Genomic DNA, 22227 nt, shown 5'->3' with positions numbered 1-22227 from the left:
GGTTTTGATTAAATCTCGTTAATGTTTCGGGCGGGAAGGCCAATAAAACCGGATCTCTCGCACTTCACGGAGCATTACGTTTGGTTACGGTCTTGTCCTTTACACCAAGAACCATCATATTTCGGCGCAGGCATGCTGGAGCCCCGCCAGCGGCGCCTGGGTTCAAATGGACCTGACACCGGACGGGGCAGAAGCAATATGAGGATTTCCATGGCTGATCCCGTTCGCAATTATCAGACGCGCGCCGTGCCCGGCGCCGGCGTCGATGCTGCCATCGACCAGGGCCTGCGGGCCTACATGATCAAGGTCTACAATCTGATGGGGCTTGGCCTCCTCATCACCGGCCTTGCCGCAGTCGGCACAATCATGCTGGCCACGACCAGCGATCCCGCCTCGGCGGTCGCGACGTTGCCAAGCGGCGAGATGCTGACCTCGTTCGGCTACGCGATCTTCGGCTCGCCGCTGAAATGGCTGGTGATCTTTGCCCCGCTGGCAGCGGTGATGTTCCTGTCGTTCCGCGTCCAGTCGATGAGCGTTTCGGCCGCGCAGACGACGTTCTGGGTCTATGCCGGCCTCGTCGGCCTGTCGCTGTCGTCGATCTTCCTGGTCTACACCACCGCCAGTATCTCGCAGACCTTCTTCGCCACCGCCGCCGCCTTTGGCGGGCTGTCCCTCTACGGCTACACGACCAAGCGCGATCTCTCGGCGTTCGGGTCGTTCCTGGTCATGGGCCTGGTCGGCCTGATCATCGCGATGGTGATCAACATCTTCCTGCAGTCGTCGGCGCTTTCCTTCGCCGTTTCGGCGATCGGCGTGCTGATCTTCGCAGGCCTCACCGCCTACGACACGCAGAACATCAAGGAGATGTATTTCGAGGGTGACGAGACTGATGTCGCCGGCCGCAAGGCGATCATGGGCGCATTGAGGCTCTATCTCGATTTCATCAACCTGTTCATGTTCCTGCTGCAGTTCATGGGCGACCGTCGCTAGTACGGTTTTCCTGGACCAGCGAGTTTGGAAAGGGCGGCCCAATAGCCGCCCTTTTCTTTTGTGCAGGCTTTTGCTGTGATATAGGGCAGATGAACGACGTGCCTAAATTATGAGCAGCATCACCTTGCGGGCCGCGACGTCGGCCGATCTCGACCGGATCACGGAAATCTATGCCGACGCGGTGACGAATGGCACTGCCAGCTATGAACTCGAGCCACCAAGCCGCACCGAGATGGGCGCGCGCTTCGACAACCTGATGGCGGGCGGCTTTCCCTATCTCGTTGCGGAAAAGGCCGGCAGCGTGCTCGGCTATGCCTATGCCGGGGCGTTCCGGCCGCGCCCGGCCTACCGCTTCGTCGTTGAGGATTCCGTCTATGTCGCGCCCGAGGCCAAAGGGCAAGGCGTCGGGCTGCTCTTGATGCAAGGGCTGATCGAAGCGGCCAAGGCGGCAGGTTTTCGCCAGATCATCGCGGTGATCGGCGACGGCCGGCCCGATAGCGCCTCGGTACGGTTGCACGAGAAGCTCGGCTTTCGTCATTCCGGCCGCCTGGAAGGCTCAGGGTATAAACACGGACGCTGGCTCGACACGGTGTTCATGCAGTTGCCGATCAATGGCGGGGCGTCGATCCAGCCTGATCCGCAGTCGCTGCCCGAGCGGAAGTTCCGCGAACAAAAATAAGAGGTTACGCTTCGACCAGCTTCAGCGTTCGGTCGAACACGCCAAGCACCCGGCCGAGCTCCTGGCCGCGCTTGAGGATGCGCCCGCCGGCGGCGATGACGGCGAACGCGCCTTGCCGGCGCGCCAGCTTCGGATCCTTGACGATCTGGAAAAGCGGCACTTCGCTGGTGCGGCGGAAGACAGAAAAAACGGCGCGGTCGGCGAGATGGTCGATGGCATAGTCGCGCCACTCATTGGCGGCAACCATACGGCCGTAGAGCCTGAGGATCTGGTCCAGTTCGCGCCGGTCGAACTGCACCGGCTGGTCGAGGCGTTCGCGTCTTGCCTCATGCAGCGGGATCAGTATTGCGGATGCGTCCCCATCCTCCATCCCGCTGCTGCGATCAGTCATGCCTGGATCCTCGCAATGAATCGTACGCCGACCAAAGTTGGCGCTTTCGTTGCCGAATTGCAAGGCCCGGCCGGGCAAGGGCAGCGCCGTGCGGTTTCTCCAGCGTCCAGTCACGTTTGCGAAACGCCTGTTGGAATTGGTGATGCTTCGCCACAATCCTGCCTTTTTTTATCCGTGCTCATGCCCCAATGTCCGACGAATTTACCGGTGTTGCCTGAGACGGTTCGGTCCGGCACCGGCTCGTAAACCCCAAGCCCCCCGCCCACGGGTCTGCGTCGGATCGAACCAACCTCGGTTTTTCCTTGGAAAGATCGGGTGCGACGATCCCAAAACCTAAATGACCGGCGTCAGAAGCAAGCTGACGCCGGTTTTTTATTGGCCGGAGCCGTGGCGATGCGATCCCTCCAGACAGGCTGTCGTCGGAGGCTTGAGCGCGGTTATCCTTTCTCCCACAGGGAAGCAGGAGGAGCGCTCTATTTAAGGCTTGCGGATAAAGGCTGCGCCCAGGATCGGACCGGGCATGCCGTCCTTGCCGACCGACTGCAGCAGCACGGCGCAGCCGCCCTTCTTGGCGATCTCGCTCATCGGCAGTTCGTAGCGCTGCGCCTTGCCGTGCCACATGCCGGCGGTCTGGATGCTGGAGACGGCGTTCCAGTAGGTCATGCTGCGGCCGCTGTTTTCGCCCTTGCCGATCTTTATCGTCTGCGGCGGGTTGAAATAGACGATGACGACATGCGCGTCGGCGGGGCCGGTCACGGCGTCGCCGGCATCGATCATGACGCGATCGCTGGTCCGGCTGACTTTGATGCCGACGCGCATGCCTTCGCCGACTCTCTCCATGCGGGCCAGCGCGCCGTCGACTTCCTTGCGGCTGGCGCCGTTGACATGGCTGCGGCCGTTTATGACGGCTTGCGGGGTGTAGACGGAACGGCTGCCGAAGGCGCGCATATACTCGTATTGCCGCTCGGTATTTTCCTTGCGGCTCAGCGTGTCCTGCCAGCCGAGGTAATCCCAATAATCGACATGATAGGCGAGCGCGACGATATCCTCCTTGGCGGCGAGCTCGGCGAAGAATTCGTCGGCCGGCGGACAGGAGTTGCATCCCTGGCTGGTGAAGAGCTCGACGACGCCTAATGGCTTGTCGGTTGGCTCGGCAAAGGCACTTCCGGCAAATGCCGAGAGGGCCAGCGCAAGGGCCGCAAGCCGCAATGGTCTTCGAGATGGCATGGCCGTTCCGATCCCGCCGGTGACGCCGGCTTTGTTCTGGTTGTCGAAATATGTGGCAGAAGCGGCAGTCAACGGGAAGTCACGTTGCGGTGAAATTTTGCCGTTGCAACCGCTGGCAAGGGCGCAATAGGTGGACTTGCACTAGACGATGGAAGCGATTCGGGCGGCAATCAGCATGTGGCAATCTCTCCTGGCGCCGGTCGACCTGTACTGCGAGCGGACCGGGCCGGAACTCTGGGCCGAACCGCTCAATGCGCTGAGCAATCTGGCTTTTTTTACCGCCGGGCTGTGGGGTGTCTGGCAGGTGCGCAAGCGCGGCACCGGTATCTTCGCCGAAGTGCTGGCCTGGTGGGTGGTGGCGATCGGCGTCGGCTCGTCGCTGTTCCACACCTTTGCCAACCGTGGCACGGTCTGGGCCGACGTGCTGCCGATCGCCGGGTTCACGCTGGCCTACACGCTGTTCAACCTGCGGCGTTTTCTCGGCATGAAATGGGGCAAGGCGATCGCCATCTTCGTCGCCTTCTATGCCGTCGCCGGGCTGGTGACCTTTGCCGTGCCGGACTGGCTGCGCGAGGCGTCGAACGGCACGACCGGCTATCTGCCGCCCTTCCTGGCGCTCGCCTTCTTCGGCGCCTTGGTGGCGGCGAGCGGCAACCGTGCCGGCTGGTACAATCTGGCGGGCTCGGCGATCTTCGTCGTGTCGGTCATCTGCCGGATGATCGATCCGCTGGTCTGCGGCAGCTTCCCGCTCGGCACGCACTTCCTGTGGCACATCCTCAACGGGCTGATGCTCGGTGTGCTGCTGGCGGCGACAGCACGGTTTGGAAAGCCGGGAATAGGGGAAGCGTTCCCTACTCCCTGACTGCCCCTACTCCTCTCTCTATGCTGCCAGATCGCGCAGCACGTATTGCAGGATGCCGCCATTCTTGAAGTAGTCGAGCTCGTCCAGCGTATCGATGCGGCAGATGATCGGAACCTCTTTGACGCTGCCGTCGCCGTAGGTGATTCTGGCGGTCATCTTCTGCCGCGGCTTGATGTTGCCCAGTCCGTCGATCTCAACCAGCTCGTCGCCCTTGAGGTTGAGCGAGGCCCATGAGGTGCCTTCCTCGAAGACGAAGGGGATGACACCCATACCGACAAGATTGGAGCGGTGGATGCGCTCGAAGGACTGGGCGATGACGGCGCGGACGCCCAGCAAATTGGTGCCCTTGGCCGCCCAGTCGCGCGACGAGCCGTTGCCATATTCGACGCCGGCGAAGATGACCAGCGGCACGCCTTCCTTCTTGTAGCGCATGGCGGCGTCGTAGATCGATTCCTCTTCTTTCGACGGGTAATGGATGGTGTAGCCGCCCTCGCGGCCGTTCTCGCCCAGCATGTGGTTGCGGATGCGGATATTGGCGAAGGTGCCGCGCATCATTACCTCATGATTGCCGCGGCGCGTGCCGTACTGGTTGAAATCGGCGACGCCGACGCCGTGGTCGGTGAGGTACTTGCCGGCCGGGGAGGCCGCCTTGATCGAACCGGCCGGTGAAATGTGGTCGGTGGTGATCTTGTCGCCGAACAGACCGAGCACACGTGCGCCCTTGATATCGCCGATCTTGCCGAAGCCTGACGTCATGCCGGCGAAATAGGGCGGGTTCTGCACATAGGTGGAATTGTCGTCCCAGGCATAGGTCTGGCCTTCCGGCGCCTTGACGTTCTGCCAGTACTCGTCGCCCTTGAAGACGTCGGCATATTTGCGGGCGAACAATTCGCGCGTGACGTTCTTCTCGATGAATTCCTGGATCTCGACCGAACTCGGCCAGATATCCTTGAGATAGACCGGATTGCCGTTGCGATCCTCGCCGAGCGGCTCGGTGGTCAGATCCTTGGTCACGGTCCCAGCCAGCGCGTGGGCGACGACCAGTGGCGGCGAGGCGAGATAGTTCGCCTGCACGTCGGGCGAGACGCGGCCTTCGAAATTGCGGTTGCCGGACAAGACTGCCGCGGCAATCAAGCCCTTATCATTGATGGTCTTGGAGATCGGCGCCGGCAGCGGGCCGGAATTGCCGATGCAGGTGGTGCAGCCGAAGCCGACCAGGTTGAAGCCGATCTGGTCGAGTTCCTTCTGCAGGCCGGATTTCTCGAGATATTCGGCCACGACCTGGCTGCCCGGCGCCAATGAGGTCTTGACCCACGGCTTCTGCTTGAGGCCGAGCCGGTTGGCGTTGCGCGCCAACAGCCCGGCGCCGATCAGCACGCTCGGGTTCGAGGTGTTGGTGCAGGAGGTGATGGCGGCGATGACGACATCGCCATGGCCAAGATCGTAGTCCGTCCCCTCGACGGCATAGCGCTTGTCGATTTCGGCGGCCTTCTTGTATTCGGTCTCCATCGCCTTGGCGAAGCCAGCCGGAATGTCTTCAAGTGCGACCCGGCCTTCCGGCCGCTTGGGGCCGGCCATCGACGGGACGACGCTGCCGAGATCGAGCTCCAGCAGGTCGGTGAAGACCGGATCGGCCGAGCCGGCATCGCGCCACAAGCCTTGCGCCTTCGAATAAGCCTCGACCAGGGCGATGCGGCCTTCGTCGCGACCGGACATGGTGAGATAGCGGAGGGTTTCGCTGTCGACCGGGAAGAAGCCGCAGGTGGCGCCATATTCCGGCGCCATGTTGCCAATGGTGGCGCGATCGGCCAGCGTCATGTTGGACAGGCCCGGACCGAAAAATTCGACGAACTTGCCGACGACGCCCTTCTTGCGCAGCATCTGGGTGACTGTGAGCACCAGGTCGGTGGCGGTGACGCCTTCCCTCAGCCTGCCGGTGAGGCGAAAGCCGATGACTTCCGGCAGCAGCATGGAAACCGGCTGGCCGAGCATCGCGGCCTCCGCCTCGATGCCGCCGACGCCCCAGCCGAGCACGCCAAGGCCGTTGATCATGGTGGTGTGCGAATCGGTGCCGACGCAGGTGTCGGGATAGGCGGTGGTCTCGCCGTCTTCGCTGTTGGTCCACACCACCTGGCCGAGGTACTCGAGATTGACCTGATGGCAGATGCCGGTGCCGGGCGGCACCACGCGGAAATTGCGGAACGCCTGCTGGCCCCATTTCAGGAATTTGTAGCGTTCCTCGTTGCGCTCATATTCAAGCTCGACATTGCGGGCGAAAGCCAGCGGCGTGCCGAATTCGTCGACGATGACCGAATGGTCGATGACCAGATCGACCGGCACCAGCGGATTGATCTTTTGCGGGTCGCCGCCGAGCGAGGCCATGGCGTCGCGCATGGCGGCAAGGTCGACCACAGCCGGAACGCCAGTGAAATCCTGCATCAGCACGCGGGCCGGGCGATAGGCGATCTCGACGCCGGCAGTGCCCCGGTCGGTCAGCCAGCCGGCGACCGCCTGGATGCTCTCCTTGGTGACGGAACGGCCGTCCTCGTTGCGCAGCAGGTTCTCCAGCAGCACCTTCATCGAATAAGGCAGTTGGCCAATGCCTGTGAGGCCGTTCTTTTCGGCCTCGACAAGGTCATAGTAGATGTACTCGGTGCCGCTGGCGGTCAGCGTGCGGCGGCAATTGAAGCTGTCGAGTGATTTGGACACGTGCGATCCCTAACTGTCGGTTGCCGGGAGGGAACGGACGCCAGTGGGCATGCAAATCACGCGCAAAGGTGCGGGTACGGCCATTTCCGCTGTCCGTTCCCAAGCGTCCGGGCCGTTCAAGGCGGCACGCGCGCTGGTTCGGCGCAAATTCGGTTCCCGCGCCGACCGCTGGCACGGATGATGCGGATATAGAGAATTTTCTGGAATAGTTCTAGACACGGAATCGCCATTTTTGCTGCGGCGCACCGAAGCCGCACTTGAACTTTTCGGCGAAGGGGAACGGATGCGGCTGATCGCCGAAAATCTGGGCGGCGAACGCGGCGGCGAGACGGTATTTTCCGGCATCGAATTCGCGCTGGGGGATGGCCAGGCGCTGGTCGTCACCGGGGCGAACGGCGCCGGCAAATCGACGCTGCTCAGGATCGTCGCCGGTCTGTTGCCGGTGGCGGCAGGCCGTGTGCGGTTCGAAGGTGGTGGCGAAGACTTCCCGTCGGTCGCCTCGGCCTGTCACTATCTCGGCCACCTCAACGCGATGAAGACGGCGCTGAGCGTTAAGGAGAATCTGTGCTTTTGGCGCGATTTTTCGGGCGCGGGTTCTGCGGGTGTCGAGGAGGCGCTGGAAACCGTCGGCCTGGGCCGCATCGGCCATCTGCCGTTCGGCTATCTCTCGACCGGGCAGCGCCGGCGCGCGGCGATCGCAAAACTGCTGGTCAGCCATCGGCCATTGTGGCTGCTTGATGAGCCGACCGCAGGACTGGACAAGGCTTCGGAGGAGAGAGTCGGCGAATTGATGGAGAAGCACCTCGAGAGTGGCGGGATCGTGGTCGCGGCGACGCATTTGCCGCTGGGGATCGAGCGGGCACAAGGGCTGGTGATGGGCGAGGCCGTTTGATGTTGGTGCTCTACGGCGCCGCCCTCCGTCCTGCGACGGAACTCCATCCTTTGCTTGGCCTTCACGCCTGCATCGGGACCAAACCATAATGTGGTCTCTCTTCCTGCGCGACATCCGCCTGAGCATCCGCGCCGGCGGCGGAGCGCTGACTGGAGTGATTTTCTTTCTCGCCGTCATCGCGACCATCCCCTTCGGCGTCGGTCCCGACCTGAGGCTGCTGGCCCGCATCGGCCCGGCGATCCTGTGGATTGCCGCCTTGCTTGCCTGCCTGCTCGGCCTCGACCGGCTGTTCCAGGCTGATCGGGAAGACGGCTCTCTCGATCTTCTGGTGCTTGGCAACGACCGGCAAATGCTGGCCTTGACCGTGCTGACGAAATGCCTGGCGCATTGGGCGGGAAGCGTGCTGCCGCTGGTCGTCGCCGCTCCCCTGCTCGGCCTGTTCATGAATATGGAGCCGGCCGGCATCGGCGCCACGGCGCTGACGCTGCTGGTCGGCACGCCGGCTATTACCTTCATCGGTGCCGCCGGTGCTGCGGTGGCGGTAGCGTTGCCGCGCGGCGGGCTGCTGATCTCGGTGCTGGTACTGCCGCTGACCATTCCCGTGCTGATCTTCGGCGTATCGGCAAGCTATGGCGCGGTAGCTGACCCCGATCCGTTCCTGCAGCCCTTCCTCATTCTTGCCGCGCTGACCCTGTTCCTTGCCGTGCTCGGGCCGGTGGCGGCGGCGCTAGCGCTGCGGCACGGAACGGATTGATGTGTTGGCTTCAGCTCATCCCTGCGGCGCGGCGAACAATTGCGGAGCCGATGGCGCGGCGTTAAGAGAAGACATGTCGGAACAAGGCGAGACGGACGGTTTGGAAAGCGCCGCGGAGCGAAAAGCATGAGCGTACACGCGCTTTATGTCGCCGCCGCCTATGCGATCACGGCCGTGGTGCTGGGCGGGCTGATCGGCTGGATCCTGCTGGACCAGCGCGGCCGCAAGCGAGAACTCGCCGAGCTGGAAGCATCCGGCGTGCGCCGGCGCTCCGATAGGGCAGTCAAGCCATGAGCACGGAAACGGAAACACCGGCGCGCCGACGCCTGATCGTGCTGCTGCCGCTGCTGGTCTTTCTCGGGCTGGCGGGATTGTTCCTGGCGCAGCTCTTGTCCGGGCGCGACGTGTCGGAAGTGCCGTCGGCGCTGATCGGCCTGCCGGCGCCGCAGACCAACCTGCCGGCGCTCGAGGGCACCAATTTGCCGGGCCTCGATTCAAAACAGTTCGCCGGCAAGGTGACGCTGGTCAACGTCTTTGCGTCGTGGTGCGCGCCGTGCCGCGAAGAGCACCCGGTGCTGCTGGCGCTGTCGCAGGACAGACGCTTCGTCATGGCAGCGTTGAACTACAAGGACCAGCCGGAAAACGCCCGTCGGTTCCTTGGCGATCTCGGCAATCCGTTCCAGGCGATCGGCGTCGACCAGGCCGGGCGCACGGCGATCGACTGGGGTGTCTACGGTGTGCCGGAGACCTTCGTCATCGGCAAGGATGGCAAGATCGCCTACAAGCATGTCGGGCCGCTGACGCCGGACTCGGCGCAGACGCTGCTGCTGCCGGAGATCGAGAAGGCGCTGGCCGTGCCGGGCTGATTGCCCGCCGTTTCGTCATAGGTCGATGAAAGACTCAGCCGTAGATCTGCTTGTGGACCTGGTAGAGCATTTCTGAGCGGTCGGCGCGCATGTCGGCGAGGTCGCGGCTGGTGAAGCTGTCGATTTCGGCGACGAGGCGGTTGTAATGCCGGCGCTTGGCGATGCTGGCGCGAGCGCGGCTCATGAGGCTGTCGATGATCATAGCGAGTCTCCTTTTGCGCCGCATTTGCGGCCAGTTGTTCCTCCCCTTGATCGATACGAAGCATGACATAGTTATGGTGCGTTGCAAAAATAAGATGTTGCAATGCACCATTGCGCTGGGCGCATAGCCGGTTAACCGGATGTGACCTGCCGTTCGGGCCAGCATTCGCTTCCACAATGCTTCTGACGCATCATCGATCTTGCCATATCGATCGCGGGCTGGCTTGATCGCGCCTCGCCAAGCGACTGCTACCGGGAGGAACCATGGCCAGCGAATTCTACGAAGTTCTCGATCCGCGCTTTTCGCGGCTGTTCAACGGCAATGCACAGGTCGACAGGCTGTTCACCGGCTGCCGATGGGCGGAAGGACCGGCCTGGTTTGCAGCCGGGCGCTATGTGGTCTGGTCCGACATCCCGAACAATCGCATGCTGCGTTACGACGAGACCGACGGCAGTGTCAGCGTGTTCCGTCAGCCGTCGGGCAATTCCAACGGCAACACCGTCGACCGGCAAGGCCGGCTGGTTACTTGCGAGCATTCCGGCCGCCGCGTCAGCCGCACCGAGCATGACGGCTCGGTCATCACCATTACCGACAAATGGCGCGGCAAGCGGCTGAACTCGCCCAATGACGCGGTGGTCAAGTCCGATGGCTCGATCTGGTTCACCGATCCGAGCTACGGCATCGATACCGATTACGAGGGCGACAAGGCCGAAAGCGAGATCGGCGCCTGCCATGTCTATCGGGTCGATCCCGGCACCGGCGAGACCGAGGCGGTGATCACCGACATGGTCAGACCCAACGGACTCGCCTTCTCGCTCGACGAGCGCCAACTCTATGTCGCCGACACCGGCCGCACGCATGGTGCGCAAAACCCGGCGCACATCCGGGTGTTCAATGTCGGCCAGGGCGGCAAGACGGTCTCAGGCGGAAAGGTCTTTGCCGACTGCACCGCCGGCCTGTTCGACGGTTTCAGGCTGGATGCGGACGGCCGCATCTGGACCAGCGCCGCCGACGGCATGCACTGCTATGATCCAGACGGGACGCTGATCGGCAAGGTCAAGGTACCGGAAGTCGTTGCCAATTGCGTGTTCGGCGGCAACAAGCTGAACTGCCTCTATATCGCCGGCACGACCTCGCTCTACATGGTCCGGCTCATGGTCAACGGCGCCAAAACCTACTGAGCGGACGCCAGGCATATCCAAGGGAGGGACCCATGCCATTCGTGAACATCCGCCTGGTCAAGGAGGTGATTGCCGATGACCCGGCCGGCAAAAAGGCCGCGATCGCCGCCCAGGTGACAGCGGCCATAACCGGCGTCACCGGCCTGACCAACAACGATGTCTGGGTGGTCTTCGAGGAGGTCGCCGCACGCGACTGGTTCGTCGGCGAGACCGACGTCGAGACGCGCAGAGGCAAGGTTTGAGCGCCGCTCAGCCGACGCGGATGAACTCGGCGAAATCCGAAACGGCGCCGCGCATCGCCAGCCGGTTTTCCGGTTCCGCCAGGATTTTCTCCACCTCCGGCCGCCTCTTGCCGAGCAGGGCGATTTCGAGCGCTGCTTCCTCATAGAGCGCGAAAGACATTGTCCGCATGACCTCGACCAGTGCGGCGCGGGCAAACAGCGAGCGCGGCGAGGCATGCACCAGCATGGCTGGCTTGCCGACGGCGGCATCGCGCGACACCAGCCAGTCGAGCGCGTTCTTCAGGCCGCCTGGCACGCCGTGTGCGTATTCCGGGCAGGAGACGATGACGCCGTCAGCGGCGGGACGGCATCGATCAGCGCCGCTGCTTGCGGCGGCGTCCGCTCGCCTTCGTCGTCGGGGTTGAAGATCGGCAGCCGACCAAGCCCGTCATAGACGGAGACGTGACAGTCAGGCGGCGCGTTTTGCGTGAGGGCCGCGACCAGGGCCGAATTGGTCGAGGCGGCGCGCAGGCTGCCGGAAATGGCGAGAATGTTCAGCAAAGGGACCGGCTCGGCGATTCGTTGCCGGGCACGCTACCACATGGTCTGCTTGTAATCCTCGTCAAGCCAGCGGTCGGTGGCCTCCGCCGTTTCGGCAAGCGCCAGCTGGTCGCGCAGGATCTGGCCGAGCGTCGGCAGCGTCGCACGGTCGTACCAGGTTTCGGGCTTCCACAGTTCGGAGCGCATGAAGGCCTTGGCACAATGCATGTAGGCAGCCTTGACCGTCACCACGACCACGCTTTGCGGTGCCTTGCAGTCGACCGCCAGTCGCTCGCGCAATGCCGCATCGACGGTGATGCGGGCATCGCCGTTGACACGCAGCGTTTCGTTCATGCCGGGAATGAGGAAGAGCAGCCCGACCGAGGGATTGAGAAGGATGTTCTCCAGCGTGTCGAGCCGGTTGTTGCCCGGCCGGTCGGGGATGGCGATGGTCTTCTCGTCGAGCACTGCCACAAAGCCCGGCCTGTCGCCCTTGGGCGTCACATCGGCATTGCCGGCGCCGTCGGACGAGCCGATCAGCACGAACGGGCTCTTGCCGATGAAGGAACGGCAGTGGCCGTCCAATGTCTTCAATTCCTTGCGGATCGAGCCGTCGGTCGGCCGAGGCGTCTTGTAGATCGTCCTCAGCTCGTCGCGCGTGATGATGAATTCCATCCTCGTCCCCTCCTATTCTGACGCAATTCCCCAGGGAAACCGTAGCACACACCTTTTCCTGGAATTGCTACTTGCTGGCCTTTCCCGCTTTCTCGGTCTTGTCCTCGAGCGAATGGCGCAGGATCAGCGGCATCTGGCTGAAGGTGAACAGAAGCGTGATCGGCATGATGCCCCAGACCTTGAAGGTAACCCATGTATCGGTGGAAAAATTCCGCCAGACCGCTTCGTTGACAAGGGCTAGGAACAGGAAGAACAGGCCCCAGCGGAAGGTGAGCTTGCGCCAACCCTCGGCGTCGAGATTGAAGGCCGATTCGAAGACATAGCCGAGCAGCGATTTGCCGAAGAACAGGCCGCCGAGCAACACGCCGCCGAACAGCGTGTTGACGATGGTCGGCTTCATCTTGATGAAGATATCGTCCTGCAGATAGAGCGTCAGCGCGCCGAAGATGAAGACGACGACGCCCGACACCATCGGCATGATCGGCAAGGTACGGGTCAGCAGCCAGGAAGCGATCAGCGCGATCGCGGTCGCGGCCATGAACAGGCCGGTCGCGACGAAGATCGGTCCGCCGAACTCGCCCAGCGCCGGGAATTTCTGCACCAGCCATGCGCCGCGCGCATTGGCGAAGAAGAATACCATCAGCGGGCCAAGCTCCAGCACCAGCTTGAGCAGCGGATTGACGGCTTCCTTCTTCTGCTTTTGCGGGTCGGATGGGTCGCGTTCGAGAATGGGTGGGCTCATAAGGTCCTTCTTACGCACGATTCAATCCAAAAAGCCTGCACCTTATTGGGATCATGCTCGTCAAGCCACGCCAGCGATCGCCCTGGCGAATTCGCTTGCGGAAAAGGGTTCGAGGTCGTCGACCTGTTCGCCGACGCCGATGAAATAGACCGGCAATTTATGCTTTGCCGCGATCGCCACCAGAATACCGCCGCGCGCCGTGCCGTCCAGCTTGGTCATCACCAGGCCGTTGACGCCGGCGACATTGCGGAAGATCTCGACCTGGTTGAGCGCGTTCTGGCCGGTGGTGGCATCGACCGTCTGCAGCACCGTGTGCGGCGCTTCCGGATCGAGCTTGCCCAGCACCCGGACGATCTTTTCCAGTTCCGCCATCAGTTCGGTCTTGTTCTGCAGCCGCCCGGCGGTGTCGATGATCAGCACGTCGGAGCCGGCCTCCTTCGCCCGCTCGAATGCGTCATAGGCGAGGCCGGCGGCGTCGGCGCCGAGCTTCGAGGCAATGACTGGCGAGTTGGTGCGCTCGCCCCAGATCTTCAGCTGCTCTATGGCGGCTGCGCGGAAAGTATCGCCGGCGGCGAGCATCACCGAAAGGCCGCCATCGGTGAGCTTTGCGGCGAGCTTGCCGATAGTCGTTGTTTTCCCGGTGCCGTTGACGCCGACCACCAGGATGACATGCGGCTTATGGCTGAGGTCGAGTTCCAGCGGCATGGCGACATGGGACAGCACCTTCTCCACCTCGGCCGCCATGATGGCGCGGACTTCGGTATCGGAGACGTCCTTGCCGTAGCGGCTGGCGGAGAGTGCATCGGTTACGCGCAAAGCCGTCTCCATGCCGAGATCGGCGCGGATCAGCACGTCCTCCAGGTCCTGCAGCGTGTCCTCGTCGAGTTTCCGCTTGGTGAAGACGCCGGCGATGTTGCCGGACAACTCCCGGGAAGAGCGCGCAAGCCCGTCTCGCATGCGCTGGAACCAGGAGCGCCTCGGCGCCGGTTCGGGCGCCTTCTGCGGCTCGGCTTTCTGCTCGACCTTCTTGGTTACGGTGACTTTGCCGGGGGCGGGCTTTGGCTCCGGCGATGGTTGCGGGACGGCCTCCGGCTCGGGCGCGATCTCGGCGAGCGGCGGCTTCGTCTCGACGGGCGCTGGCTGGCGGATCGGCGGCGGGATTTCGGCCGGCGGCGGCGCTTCGGGTGCTGGTGGCGTGATTTCGGCAGTGGGTGCCGCGTCTTGCCCAGGTTGGCGCTGCCCCTCACCCCTACCCGTTCCGGGGCGAGCCGCTTGTCTCACCCGTCCTTCGGACCCCCGTAAGGGACGGGGAGAGGGGGGCGTCAGCGCCGGAGCTTTTTCTTTGCCGCTTTCAAAACGAGGCTCGGCGTGACGATCAGCACCCTTCTCCCCGTCACTATACGGGGAGAAGGTGCCTGCAGGCGGATGAGGGGCAGCGCCACGTTCGGATGGCGGAGGCTCAGTCTGGACGATTTCTGGCTGCGTCGGCTCTGGCTCAGGAATTTCCTTCGGCTCTGGCTCCGGGGCTGGCTCGGGAACGACGGGAGCGGCGTCTGACGCCGCCTGTTCGGCAGGCGCCTCTGGCTCCTCGACCGGAGCGGGTTCTGGCTGGGTGTCCTGCTCGGGCGGAAGGGTCGGCGCAGGTTCGGGCTCGGCCTCTTCAACAGGCGCCGGCTGCGGCGCAGGTGCTTCCGCCTCGACCGGCGGTACGGCTTCGGTCTCGGGGCGAGGCTCTTCGCGTTTCAAAAACTCCGGAACGGTCTGCTTGGCGGCCGGCTTCAGCGCCTCCAGTTCGTCCCATTTGATCGGCGGCAGCGGTGCGGTCTCGTCGGGCCGCTCCTCGACCACTTCCTTCTTGCCGAACGAAAATATCTTCTTGAAAAAACCAGCCATGTCTTGCGCTCTCAGACGCCGCGGGCGGCAAGCGGCGCGGCGATCAGTCTGATACCGTCATGGCCGGCGATATCAGCCTCGACGATGTCGCCAGGCGCGCCCGCCGACAACACTGCCAGCGTAAACCCCTCGGTGCGGCCAAGGCCGTCACGCTCGACCAGGATCGACTGATGCGTTCCGGCGAGCGAGGCAAGATGGCGGCGATAGGCGGCCTCGCCGGCGGTGCGCAGGCGTGCCGCTCGTTGCTTGACGACGTCGCGGCGCAGCTGCGGCATGCGCGCGGCGGGCGTGCCTTCGCGCGGCGAAAACGGGAAGACATGAAGATGCGTCAGGCCGCATTCCTCGACGATCTCCAGCGAGTTTTCGAACATTGCGTCCGTCTCGGTCGGGAAGCCGGCGATGATGTCTGCGCCGAAAACGATACCGGGGCGCAGTTTGCGCACATCCTCGCAAAAGCGGATCGACTGGTCGCGGCTGTGCCGGCGCTTCATCCGCTTCAGGATCATGTCGTCACCCGATTGCAGCGACAGATGCAGATGCGGCATCAGCCTGGGCTCGGTGGCGATGGCGTCCAGCAGATCGTCGTCGGCCTCGATCGAATCGATGGAGGAAAGCCGCAGGCGTTTCACGTCCGACACCTGCTTTAGGATGGTCTTGACCAATTTGCCAAGCTTCGGCGCGCCCGGCAGATCGGCGCCGAAACTGGTCATGTCGACGCCGGTCAGCACGATCTCGGCATAACCATTGCCGACGAGTCGCTTGACCTGCTCGACCACGGCGCCCATCGGCACCGAACGCGAATTGCCGCGACCGTAAGGAATGATGCAGAAGGTGCAGCGGTGGTCGCAGCCGTTCTGCACCTGGACGAAAGCGCGTGCCCGGCCCTCGATGGCGTCGACCATGTGGGCGGCCGTCTCGCGCACCGAAAAAATATCGTTGACGCGCGCCTTTTCGGTGTCGTTGACGCCGAAATCCGGCAGCGCACGATAGGAATGCGCCTTCAGCTTTTCCTCATTGCCGAGGACGAGGTCGACCTCGTCCATGGCGACGAAATCCTGCGGGCCGGTCTGCGCGGCGCAGCCGGTGACGATGATGCGGGCGGCCGGGTTCTCACGGCGGGCTTTTCTGATCGACTGCTTGGCTTGGCGTACAGCCTCGCCGGTGACGGCGCAGGTGTTGAAGATGATGGCGCCGCCTTCGAGGCCGCCGAGGCCCGCACTTTCGGCTTCACGCCGCATCACCTCGGATTCATAGGTGTTCAGCCGGCAACCGAAGGTGACGACCTCGATGCCCTTGTTGCCAAGAGAAGGCATCAGGCGGCGCTTTCGGTGTCGCGCGCCCACGCCCCGGTCGCCGGATCGAAGCTGCCGGAAAATTCCCATTCGGCGGCACCGGTGAGGATGACGTGGTCGTCGTCGCGCCACAGAACATGCAGCGAGCCGCCGCCGGGCGTTATCAATGTGACGCTGCGGCCGGTGCGCCGGGTGCGGGCCGCGGCGACCACGGCGGCGCAAGCGGCCGAGCCGCAGGCCCTGGTCAGGCCGGCGCCGCGCTCCCAGGTGCGGATGATCATGGTCTCCGGCGAAGTCACCTGCGCGATGGTGATGTTGGCGCGCTCGGGGAAGATCGGGTGGTTTTCGAGCAGCGGGCCGAAGCGCTCGAGCTCGTAGGACCAGACGTCGCGGTCGACCCAGAAGATAGCGTGCGGATTGCCCATCGAGACGACCGACGGCGAATGCAGCACCGGGGCATCGATCGGGCCGATCTGCAGCTCGATCATGCGGGTGTCGCGGAATTCCTCGGCCAGCGGGATGTCCTGCCAGCCAAAGCGCGGCCTGCCCATGTCGACCGAGATCATTCCGTCGGCATGTTCCTCGGCGTTTAGGATGCCGGCGACTGTTTCAAAGGCAAATGTCTTCTGGCCGGTCTCGGCGGCGAGCGCCTGGACGACACAGCGCATGCCGTTGCCGCAAGCTTGCGCGCTGGTCCCGTCGGAATTCAAGATATCGATGAAAAAGGCGGTGCCCGGCGTCCTGGCGTCGTGGATCGCCATGATCTGGTCGAACCGGGTCGACGTGTCGGCATTGAGCGCGACGGCTGCCGCAGACGCCACGCGATCGGCACGGCCACGCATATCGGCAACGATGATTTCGTTGCCGATGCCGTTCATCTTGGCGAAAGGGGCCGCGCTTGCCATCGATCGAAAGGTCTCTTGCCGGTTTTGGCGCCTATATGGCGGATAGCGGCAGAAATTACCAGCGCGGCGTGATTCTCACGTCACCGCGAAAACGCCAAGCACGATCAGCAGGAAGATGATCAGCACGATGCCGATGAGGATGCGCGCGCCGGTGGCGGCGGCTCCGGCCAGTACCGGCATGCCGAGCAGGCTCGCCGCGGCCGCGATAATCAAAAGAATGATAATCCACCTGATCATAAGAGGCACCTCGCAACCGACAGGTTTGAACAACCTACAAACGTCTATGTGATGCCTCAGGTTCCGCCGCGCTAAACCTCCGGTACGTCCCAGACTTCCCCCGGCCGCAAGGCGCGAAAACGTTGCCGCGGCAGGCCGGCAGCATCGAGCGCTTCGCCGAGCTTTCTGGGCGGCTCCTCGATCGGCTCGTTGGTGAGCCGGAACGTGCCCCAGTGACAGCCGGCGGCATAGGCGGCGTTGCACAAAAGCATGCCTTGCACCGCCTCTTCCGGATCCTGGTGATGAGGCGCCATGAACCAGCGCGGCTCGTAGGCGCCGATCGGCAGGATGGCGAGGCGGAAGCCGCCGTGCTTTTGCGCCATCAGCCGGTAATTGATGCCGCCGTGGAAGCCGGTGTCACCGGCGAAATAGATCTTTGCGTCGGGCGTCTCGACGACGAAACCCGCCCACAGCGCCATGCGCCGGTCGCGAGCACCGCGGGCCGACCAGTGATGCACCGGCTCGACGTGGACGGCGACGCCATCGCCGATATCGACCCGGTCGCCCCAGTCATGCGCGGAAAGCCGCATACCGGGCACGGCGGCGCCGATGATTGTGTCGTTGCCGAGCGGCGTCAGCAGCAGCGGGTCGTGTTTTGCCTTCAGGCGCTTCAGCGTGGCGAGGTCGAGATGGTCGTAATGGTTGTGGCTGACCAGCACGAGGTCGATCGGCGGCAAATGCGAAAAGGCGATGCCGGGCGGATTGACGCGTTTCGGCCCGGCGAAGGAGAGCGGCGAGACACGCCGCGACCAGACCGGATCGGTCAGGATGTTCAGGCCTGCTGTCTGGACGAGCAGCGAGGAATGACCGACCATGGTGAGGCGCAGCGCAGAACCATCGATGCGCTCGACCGGTCTTGCCGGCGGAAACGGGCTCGGATCCGCCGTCGGCCATTTCGAGCGCTCGCGGCTCAGTTGCCACTTCAACAGATCGGCAAAGCGACCCGGCGGCCGTCCGCCGGGATTGAAGAACAAGGTGCCGTCGAAATGATCGCTGGGCGGCCCGCTGTAATAGCGGTTGGCGGCTCTCTTTCTCGCGACCAAGAAATCGGCTCCCTGCAGTTTGCTGATCGCCAAGAGATAATGCCGGAGCCGGCCCGCACAAGCATTTGAGGTGAACGCCAAGGAAACGCGAAGGATTTGACGCCAGCGCGCCGCATCGCATCAACCGGAGGTGCCGGCCAAAGGCCAAGGCGCGACGCAATTCAGGCAATGTGCATTTTGCGACAAATTTGCAACATTAGCGGCGCAAACCGTATTTTAACCATATCGGGTTGAAATTTCGCCACCTTCTCCATCTTGGTGAGGGGGACATTGCGCGGACGGCATCCCCAGCCCGATCCGACGGAGGTTGAAGAATGAAATTTTCGAAAACCGGCCTGCTGGCCGTATCGTTGGCCGTGCTCGTTGCGAGCGGCTGTTCAACCTCACGGTTCTCATCGATGGACGAGCAGCAGCCGGCGCCGCTGGAAGCTGCGCCCGCCGGCAAGGTGACTGCAAACCAGTTGCCGCCACCGGCGACACCCGGCGCCGCCGACCCGTCGAAATTTCCGACTGCGCCGCAGAACACGCAGGTCGCCTCGCTGCCGCCCGACGGGACGGCGCCGGCCGGTGCGGCCGACCTGACCGCCTCTAGCGTCGCTGGTGTGTGGAAAGCAAGCGTGTCCGGCCAGAGCTGTCAGGTGGCGACGCCGCAGACCAAATTCGGGTCGGGCTACCGCGCCGGACCGCTGCATTGCCCGGCGCCGATCGACGGCATCAAATCCTGGAACGTCGCCGGCAAGCAACTGACGCTCTATGACGAGAATGGCGGCACGCTGGCACGGCTTTATTCCTCGGGCGGCGAGAAATTCGACGGCCAGACTTCCAACGGCCTGCCGATCTCGCTTACAAGGTAAGAGAACGGCCCCATTGTTACGCAATTCCGGACGGAAAACCGCTACACACTTTTCCTGGAATTGCTCTCTCTTTTTTACGCAATTCCGGACAGGAAACCGCTACACACTTTTCTTGGATTTGCTCCGGAACGACGTGACCAATGCATCTGCGTGACGGCCTCCAGACCCATGCGACCGTCAAGCAGCGCTATGACCATCTGGTCGAGACGGGCGCCATCGGGCGCGACCCGGCGCAGGAGCGGATCGCCGCTGCGCTCGACCGGCTGATCGACGAAATATCGGCAAAGCGGCTGGCGCAGAAATCAAGCGCGCTGGGGTGGTTGTTCGCCCGCAAGCGCGAGGTGCACGAAGCGGTCAAGGGCCTCTATATCCATGGCGGCGTCGGCCGCGGCAAGACCATGCTGATGGATATGTTCTTCGAGCTGCTGCCGGTGCGGCGTAGGCGCCGCGTGCATTTCAACGATTTCATGGCCGACGTGCAGGACCGCATCCAGAAGCACCGGCAGGCGCGTAAAGAGGGTACGGTCAAGGAGGACGACCCGATCCCGCCGGTGGCGCGCGCGCTTGCCGAGGAAGCCTGGGTGCTGTGCTTCGACGAGTTTTCGGTCACCGACATCGCCGATGCGATGATCCTGTCCAGGTTGTTTTCGGCGTTGTTTGCCAATGGCGTGGTGCTGGTCGCCACCTCCAATGTCGCGCCGCAGGATCTCTACCGCGACGGCCTGAACCGTCAGTTGTTTTTGCCGTTTGTCGCTATCCTGGAGCGCCACGCGCACGTGCTGGCGCTGGACGCCGACAAGGATTACCGCCGGGACAAGCTCAGCCGCATGCCGGTCTACATCACCCCGGCCGATGCCGCCGCCGACCATGCGCTCGACGAGCTGTGGGCGGTGATGACGCATGGCAGGCCGACGGCCGAGACGATGCTGACGGTTAAGGGCCGACACGTCGTGGTGCCGCGTACTGCCGGCGAGGCGGCGCGGTTTTCCTTTGCCGATCTCTGCGAGAGGCCGCTCGGGCCCCGCGACTATCTTGCCATTGCCCGCCGTTTCTCGACCATCGTCATCGACCGGGTGCCGGTGCTCGGCGAAGGCAAGCGCAACGAAGCCAAGCGCTTCATCCTGCTGGTCGATACGCTCTACGATCATCATGTACGGCTGGTGATGAGCGCCGCGGCACCGCCGGCGCAGCTCTATACGGCCAAGCGCGGCAACGAAGTCTTCGAGTTCGAGCGCACCGCATCGCGGCTGATCGAGATGCAGAGCCACGACTGGCTGGAGAACTGGGCGGAGAGGCAGAGGGCGCAGGGATCATCGACCGAGGCACGGCAGGCTCAGGCGTGAGGGATAGTACAGAAGGGGCCCCTGCCGCCGGCGCCTATAACCGATAAATATACATGACGAACCCCTCCGCCGGCCCACGCGGCTCTTTTCGCGACTCGTAAAGTGCGCGAGCAGCAACATTGTCCGGCTCGGTGCCGACCCACGCCTCCTCACAGCCATGCTCGCAACCGAGTGCGAACATGGCGTCGAGCATCCTCGTCGCAATGCCCTGGCGTTGAAAGGCCGGCGCCACGCCGACCTCGTCTATGTAGAGTTCGCTCACCTTGTCCGGGTGGCGGTGGATGACGGCTGCGCATTGGCCAACGACGATGCCGTCGGCGACGGCCACGACCATGAAATGACCGGGCTCCGCAAGATAGGCGGAGAGCCGATCCGGCCTGACCGGCTCGTCGAAGACTTCGTCGGCAACCCGCATCACAAGGGCGTCATCGCCAGGAAACAGCCTTCTGATTTCCAGTGCCATTGTGTAGAATTCCTCTAGCCGGCTTCAGAATTTTGACGTTTACGTAAGTCCCATTGTTTCTAACCGATTGAAATTATTCACTGCAAAATAATCGTTTGAATTTTTGTGCGGCCGGGGCTATTGCGTGCGGCGAATTTCGCGGTTCCGCAGCATTCCGGCCTCTTCCTCCGACGCCGTCATCAAATCGTCAAGGATTTGGGCGCCGTCATAGTCAAAGGGAAAACATCCTGACATGGCACGCAACAAGATAGCGCTCATCGGCTCGGGCATGATCGGCGGCACCCTCGCCCACATGGTCGGCCTCAAGGATCTCGGCGACGTCGTGCTGTTCGATATCGCCGAAGGCATCCCGCAAGGCAAGGGGCTGGACATCGCGCAGTCGTCGCCGGTTGATGGGTTCGACTCCAGGCTGACCGGCGTCAACGACTATGCCGGCATCGAGGGCGCCGACGTCTGCATCGTCACCGCCGGCGTGCCGCGCAAGCCCGGCATGAGCCGCGACGATCTTCTGGGCATCAATCTGAAGGTGATGGAGCAGGTTGGCGCCGGCCTCAAGAAATACGCGCCGAAAGCCTTCGTCATCTGCATCACCAACCCGCTCGACGCCATGGTCTGGGCGCTGCAGAAGTTTTCCGGCCTGCCCAAGAGCCATGTCGTCGGCATGGCCGGCGTGCTCGACAGTTCGCGCTTCCGTTATTTCCTGGCCGAGGAATTCAAGGTCTCGGTAGAGGACGTCACCGCCTTCGTGCTCGGCGGCCATGGCGATTCCATGGTGCCGATGATCCGCTATTCGACGGTTGCCGGCATCCCGTTGCCCGACCTCATCAAGATGGGCTGGACCTCGAAGGAGCGGCTCGACCAGATCGTGCAGCGCACCCGCGACGGCGGCGCCGAGATCGTCGGCCTGCTCAAGACCGGCTCTGCCTTTTATGCGCCGGCCGCCTCGGCCATCGCCATGGCCGAAGCCTATCTCAAGGACAAGAAGCGGGTGCTGCCCTGTGCGGCGTACCTCTCCGGCCAATATGGCGTCAAGAACACCTATGTCGGCGTTCCCGTGGTGATCGGCGCCGGCGGCGTCGAGCGGATCATCGAGATCGAGCTCACAAAGAACGAGCAGAAGATGTTCGACAATTCGGTCGCGGCGGTGCAGGGCCTGTGCGACGCCTGCGTCAAGATCGCTCCACATCTCGCGGCCAAGTAAGCCGGTAACCAAGCCCGCCAAGCAAG

The 22227-nt window shown here is 63.4% G+C and carries 26 protein-coding genes; 12 read left to right on the top strand and 14 right to left on the bottom strand.

Going from position 1 to position 22227, the window contains the following annotated elements; all coding sequences use genetic code 11:
• The first annotated feature begins 210 nt into the window (after nt 1–210).
• Both NKI79_RS14070 and NKI79_RS14065 read left to right on the top strand, forming a co-directional pair.
• A complete protein-coding gene (locus NKI79_RS14070; protein WP_254817871.1) occupies nt 211–990 on the top strand; it encodes a Bax inhibitor-1/YccA family protein in 780 nt (259 codons plus the stop codon).
• A 109-nt stretch (nt 991–1099) separates the two neighbouring features.
• Entirely contained in the window at nt 1100–1669 is a 570-nt protein-coding gene (locus NKI79_RS14065) for a GNAT family N-acetyltransferase (protein ID WP_352802184.1), read from the top strand.
• 4 nt (nt 1670–1673) lie between these two features.
• On the opposite strand, the gene NKI79_RS14060 is transcribed toward NKI79_RS14065, so the two are convergent.
• A complete protein-coding gene (locus NKI79_RS14060) occupies nt 1674–2060 on the bottom strand; it encodes a DUF2794 domain-containing protein (RefSeq protein ID WP_254817869.1) in 387 nt (128 codons plus the stop codon).
• A gap of 477 nt (nt 2061–2537) precedes the next feature.
• Nucleotides 2538–3287: a DUF1223 domain-containing protein gene (locus NKI79_RS14055; protein WP_352802182.1), complete on the bottom strand. Its 750-nt coding sequence runs from the start codon at nt 3285–3287 to the stop codon at nt 2538–2540.
• A 175-nt stretch (nt 3288–3462) separates the two neighbouring features.
• Here NKI79_RS14055 and NKI79_RS14050 point away from each other — a divergent pair, with 175 nt between their 5' ends.
• Nucleotides 3463–4149 (top strand): ceramidase domain-containing protein, encoded by a 687-nt coding sequence (locus NKI79_RS14050; protein WP_352802181.1) that lies wholly within the window; start codon nt 3463–3465, stop codon nt 4147–4149.
• An 18-nt stretch (nt 4150–4167) separates the two neighbouring features.
• On the opposite strand, the gene acnA is transcribed toward NKI79_RS14050, so the two are convergent.
• Entirely contained in the window at nt 4168–6858 is a 2691-nt protein-coding gene (gene acnA, locus NKI79_RS14045; RefSeq protein WP_352802180.1) for an aconitate hydratase AcnA, read from the bottom strand.
• A gap of 283 nt (nt 6859–7141) precedes the next feature.
• On the opposite strand from acnA, the gene ccmA reads away from it, so the two are divergent.
• The 4 genes from ccmA (at nt 7142) to NKI79_RS14025 (ending at nt 9370) form a co-directional block, all read left to right on the top strand.
• Complete coding sequence (gene ccmA / locus NKI79_RS14040) at nt 7142–7750, top strand: heme ABC exporter ATP-binding protein CcmA (protein WP_352802366.1); 609 nt, start codon at nt 7142–7144, stop codon at nt 7748–7750.
• An 88-nt stretch (nt 7751–7838) separates the two neighbouring features.
• Nucleotides 7839–8504: a heme exporter protein CcmB gene (ccmB, locus tag NKI79_RS14035; RefSeq protein ID WP_352479674.1), complete on the top strand. Its 666-nt coding sequence runs from the start codon at nt 7839–7841 to the stop codon at nt 8502–8504.
• Nucleotides 8505–8630: 126 nt separating this feature from the next.
• Nucleotides 8631–8798, top strand: coding sequence for a heme exporter protein CcmD (gene ccmD, locus NKI79_RS14030; RefSeq protein ID WP_352802178.1), 168 nt, complete (start codon nt 8631–8633; stop codon nt 8796–8798).
• Entirely contained in the window at nt 8795–9370 is a 576-nt protein-coding gene (locus tag NKI79_RS14025; RefSeq protein WP_254817862.1) for a DsbE family thiol:disulfide interchange protein, read from the top strand. The genes ccmD and NKI79_RS14025 overlap by 4 nt, the downstream gene beginning before the upstream one ends.
• A gap of 34 nt (nt 9371–9404) precedes the next feature.
• Here the strand turns inward: NKI79_RS14025 and NKI79_RS14020 are convergent, their stop codons facing one another.
• On the bottom strand, nt 9405–9572 hold the full coding sequence (locus NKI79_RS14020; protein WP_254817861.1) for a hypothetical protein: 168 nt from the start codon (nt 9570–9572) through the stop codon (nt 9405–9407).
• Nucleotides 9573–9835: 263 nt separating this feature from the next.
• Here NKI79_RS14020 and NKI79_RS14015 point away from each other — a divergent pair, with 263 nt between their 5' ends.
• Nucleotides 9836–10753, top strand: a complete 918-nt coding sequence (locus NKI79_RS14015; protein ID WP_352802177.1) for an SMP-30/gluconolactonase/LRE family protein — start codon at nt 9836–9838, stop codon at nt 10751–10753.
• Between the two features lie 32 nt (nt 10754–10785).
• Nucleotides 10786–10995, top strand: coding sequence for a tautomerase family protein (locus NKI79_RS14010; protein WP_352802176.1), 210 nt, complete (start codon nt 10786–10788; stop codon nt 10993–10995).
• Between the two features lie 7 nt (nt 10996–11002).
• On the opposite strand, the gene NKI79_RS14005 is transcribed toward NKI79_RS14010, so the two are convergent.
• From NKI79_RS14005 to NKI79_RS13965, 9 genes are all read right to left on the bottom strand, one after another.
• Complete coding sequence (locus NKI79_RS14005; protein WP_352802174.1) at nt 11003–11290, bottom strand: NADPH-dependent FMN reductase; 288 nt, start codon at nt 11288–11290, stop codon at nt 11003–11005.
• On the bottom strand, nt 11275–11535 hold the full coding sequence (locus NKI79_RS14000; protein WP_352802173.1) for an NADPH-dependent FMN reductase: 261 nt from the start codon (nt 11533–11535) through the stop codon (nt 11275–11277). Before NKI79_RS14000 ends, NKI79_RS14005 begins: the two co-directional genes overlap by 16 nt.
• Nucleotides 11536–11568: 33 nt before the next feature.
• On the bottom strand, nt 11569–12189 hold the full coding sequence (locus tag NKI79_RS13995; protein WP_352649358.1) for a pyridoxamine 5'-phosphate oxidase family protein: 621 nt from the start codon (nt 12187–12189) through the stop codon (nt 11569–11571).
• A 67-nt stretch (nt 12190–12256) separates the two neighbouring features.
• Complete coding sequence (locus tag NKI79_RS13990; RefSeq protein ID WP_352479735.1) at nt 12257–12931, bottom strand: septation protein A; 675 nt, start codon at nt 12929–12931, stop codon at nt 12257–12259.
• A 60-nt stretch (nt 12932–12991) separates the two neighbouring features.
• A complete protein-coding gene (gene ftsY, locus NKI79_RS13985; RefSeq protein ID WP_352802171.1) occupies nt 12992–14824 on the bottom strand; it encodes a signal recognition particle-docking protein FtsY in 1833 nt (610 codons plus the stop codon).
• 11 nt (nt 14825–14835) lie between these two features.
• On the bottom strand, nt 14836–16137 hold the full coding sequence (gene mtaB / locus NKI79_RS13980) for a tRNA (N(6)-L-threonylcarbamoyladenosine(37)-C(2))-methylthiotransferase MtaB (protein ID WP_352802170.1): 1302 nt from the start codon (nt 16135–16137) through the stop codon (nt 14836–14838).
• Nucleotides 16137–17021, bottom strand: a complete 885-nt coding sequence (gene dapF, locus NKI79_RS13975; RefSeq protein ID WP_352479666.1) for a diaminopimelate epimerase — start codon at nt 17019–17021, stop codon at nt 16137–16139. Before dapF ends, mtaB begins: the two co-directional genes overlap by 1 nt.
• A gap of 75 nt (nt 17022–17096) precedes the next feature.
• Nucleotides 17097–17258: a DUF1328 domain-containing protein gene (locus NKI79_RS13970; RefSeq protein ID WP_352479665.1), complete on the bottom strand. Its 162-nt coding sequence runs from the start codon at nt 17256–17258 to the stop codon at nt 17097–17099.
• 71 nt (nt 17259–17329) lie between these two features.
• Complete coding sequence (locus NKI79_RS13965; protein ID WP_352802168.1) at nt 17330–18340, bottom strand: MBL fold metallo-hydrolase; 1011 nt, start codon at nt 18338–18340, stop codon at nt 17330–17332.
• A gap of 314 nt (nt 18341–18654) precedes the next feature.
• Here NKI79_RS13965 and NKI79_RS13960 point away from each other — a divergent pair, with 314 nt between their 5' ends.
• Both NKI79_RS13960 and zapE read left to right on the top strand, forming a co-directional pair.
• Nucleotides 18655–19194 (top strand): protease inhibitor Inh/omp19 family protein, encoded by a 540-nt coding sequence (locus tag NKI79_RS13960; protein ID WP_352802166.1) that lies wholly within the window; start codon nt 18655–18657, stop codon nt 19192–19194.
• A gap of 140 nt (nt 19195–19334) precedes the next feature.
• The gene (gene zapE / locus NKI79_RS13955) at nt 19335–20537 is read left to right on the top strand and encodes a cell division protein ZapE (protein WP_352802165.1); all 1203 of its coding nucleotides are present in this window, start codon (nt 19335–19337) and stop codon (nt 20535–20537) included.
• Nucleotides 20538–20571: 34 nt separating this feature from the next.
• On the opposite strand, the gene NKI79_RS13950 is transcribed toward zapE, so the two are convergent.
• On the bottom strand, nt 20572–21000 hold the full coding sequence (locus NKI79_RS13950) for a GNAT family N-acetyltransferase (RefSeq protein WP_352479661.1): 429 nt from the start codon (nt 20998–21000) through the stop codon (nt 20572–20574).
• Between the two features lie 232 nt (nt 21001–21232).
• Here NKI79_RS13950 and mdh point away from each other — a divergent pair, with 232 nt between their 5' ends.
• Complete coding sequence (mdh, locus tag NKI79_RS13945) at nt 21233–22201, top strand: malate dehydrogenase (protein ID WP_352507328.1); 969 nt, start codon at nt 21233–21235, stop codon at nt 22199–22201.
• Nucleotides 22202–22227: the final 26 nt, after the last annotated feature.

Origin of the sequence: Mesorhizobium sp. M0340, from assembly GCF_040321535.1 — a bacterium.
Classification (GTDB): Bacteria; Pseudomonadota; Alphaproteobacteria; order Rhizobiales; family Rhizobiaceae; genus Mesorhizobium.
This window is presented reverse-complemented; position numbering and strand designations above follow the sequence as displayed.

Excerpts from the sequence above, each read along its gene's own strand:
- ccmD (WP_352802178.1), top strand. The coding sequence starts at position 8,631 with ATGAGCGTACACGCGCTTTATGTCGCCGCCGCCTATGCGATCACGGCC.
- NKI79_RS14010 (WP_352802176.1), top strand. The coding sequence starts at position 10,786 with ATGCCATTCGTGAACATCCGCCTGGTCAAGGAGGTGATTGCCGATGAC.
- ftsY (WP_352802171.1), bottom strand. The coding sequence starts at position 14,824 with ATGGCTGGTTTTTTCAAGAAGATATTTTCGTTCGGCAAGAAGGAAGTG.
- NKI79_RS14065 (WP_352802184.1), top strand. The coding sequence starts at position 1,100 with ATGAGCAGCATCACCTTGCGGGCCGCGACGTCGGCCGATCTCGACCGG.
- mtaB (WP_352802170.1), bottom strand. The coding sequence starts at position 16,137 with ATGCCTTCTCTTGGCAACAAGGGCATCGAGGTCGTCACCTTCGGTTGC.
- ccmB (WP_352479674.1), top strand. The coding sequence starts at position 7,839 with ATGTGGTCTCTCTTCCTGCGCGACATCCGCCTGAGCATCCGCGCCGGC.
- NKI79_RS13970 (WP_352479665.1), bottom strand. The coding sequence starts at position 17,258 with ATGATCAGGTGGATTATCATTCTTTTGATTATCGCGGCCGCGGCGAGC.
- NKI79_RS14050 (WP_352802181.1), top strand. The coding sequence starts at position 3,463 with ATGTGGCAATCTCTCCTGGCGCCGGTCGACCTGTACTGCGAGCGGACC.
- NKI79_RS14015 (WP_352802177.1), top strand. The coding sequence starts at position 9,836 with ATGGCCAGCGAATTCTACGAAGTTCTCGATCCGCGCTTTTCGCGGCTG.
- NKI79_RS13995 (WP_352649358.1), bottom strand. The coding sequence starts at position 12,189 with ATGGAATTCATCATCACGCGCGACGAGCTGAGGACGATCTACAAGACG.
- NKI79_RS14055 (WP_352802182.1), bottom strand. The coding sequence starts at position 3,287 with ATGCCATCTCGAAGACCATTGCGGCTTGCGGCCCTTGCGCTGGCCCTC.
- NKI79_RS13960 (WP_352802166.1), top strand. The coding sequence starts at position 18,655 with ATGAAATTTTCGAAAACCGGCCTGCTGGCCGTATCGTTGGCCGTGCTC.
- mdh (WP_352507328.1), top strand. The coding sequence starts at position 21,233 with ATGGCACGCAACAAGATAGCGCTCATCGGCTCGGGCATGATCGGCGGC.
- zapE (WP_352802165.1), top strand. The coding sequence starts at position 19,335 with ATGCATCTGCGTGACGGCCTCCAGACCCATGCGACCGTCAAGCAGCGC.
- NKI79_RS14025 (WP_254817862.1), top strand. The coding sequence starts at position 8,795 with ATGAGCACGGAAACGGAAACACCGGCGCGCCGACGCCTGATCGTGCTG.
- NKI79_RS13950 (WP_352479661.1), bottom strand. The coding sequence starts at position 21,000 with ATGGCACTGGAAATCAGAAGGCTGTTTCCTGGCGATGACGCCCTTGTG.
- NKI79_RS13990 (WP_352479735.1), bottom strand. The coding sequence starts at position 12,931 with ATGAGCCCACCCATTCTCGAACGCGACCCATCCGACCCGCAAAAGCAG.
- NKI79_RS14070 (WP_254817871.1), top strand. The coding sequence starts at position 211 with ATGGCTGATCCCGTTCGCAATTATCAGACGCGCGCCGTGCCCGGCGCC.
- NKI79_RS14020 (WP_254817861.1), bottom strand. The coding sequence starts at position 9,572 with ATGATCATCGACAGCCTCATGAGCCGCGCTCGCGCCAGCATCGCCAAG.
- NKI79_RS14060 (WP_254817869.1), bottom strand. The coding sequence starts at position 2,060 with ATGACTGATCGCAGCAGCGGGATGGAGGATGGGGACGCATCCGCAATA.
- dapF (WP_352479666.1), bottom strand. The coding sequence starts at position 17,021 with ATGGCAAGCGCGGCCCCTTTCGCCAAGATGAACGGCATCGGCAACGAA.
- ccmA (WP_352802366.1), top strand. The coding sequence starts at position 7,142 with ATGCGGCTGATCGCCGAAAATCTGGGCGGCGAACGCGGCGGCGAGACG.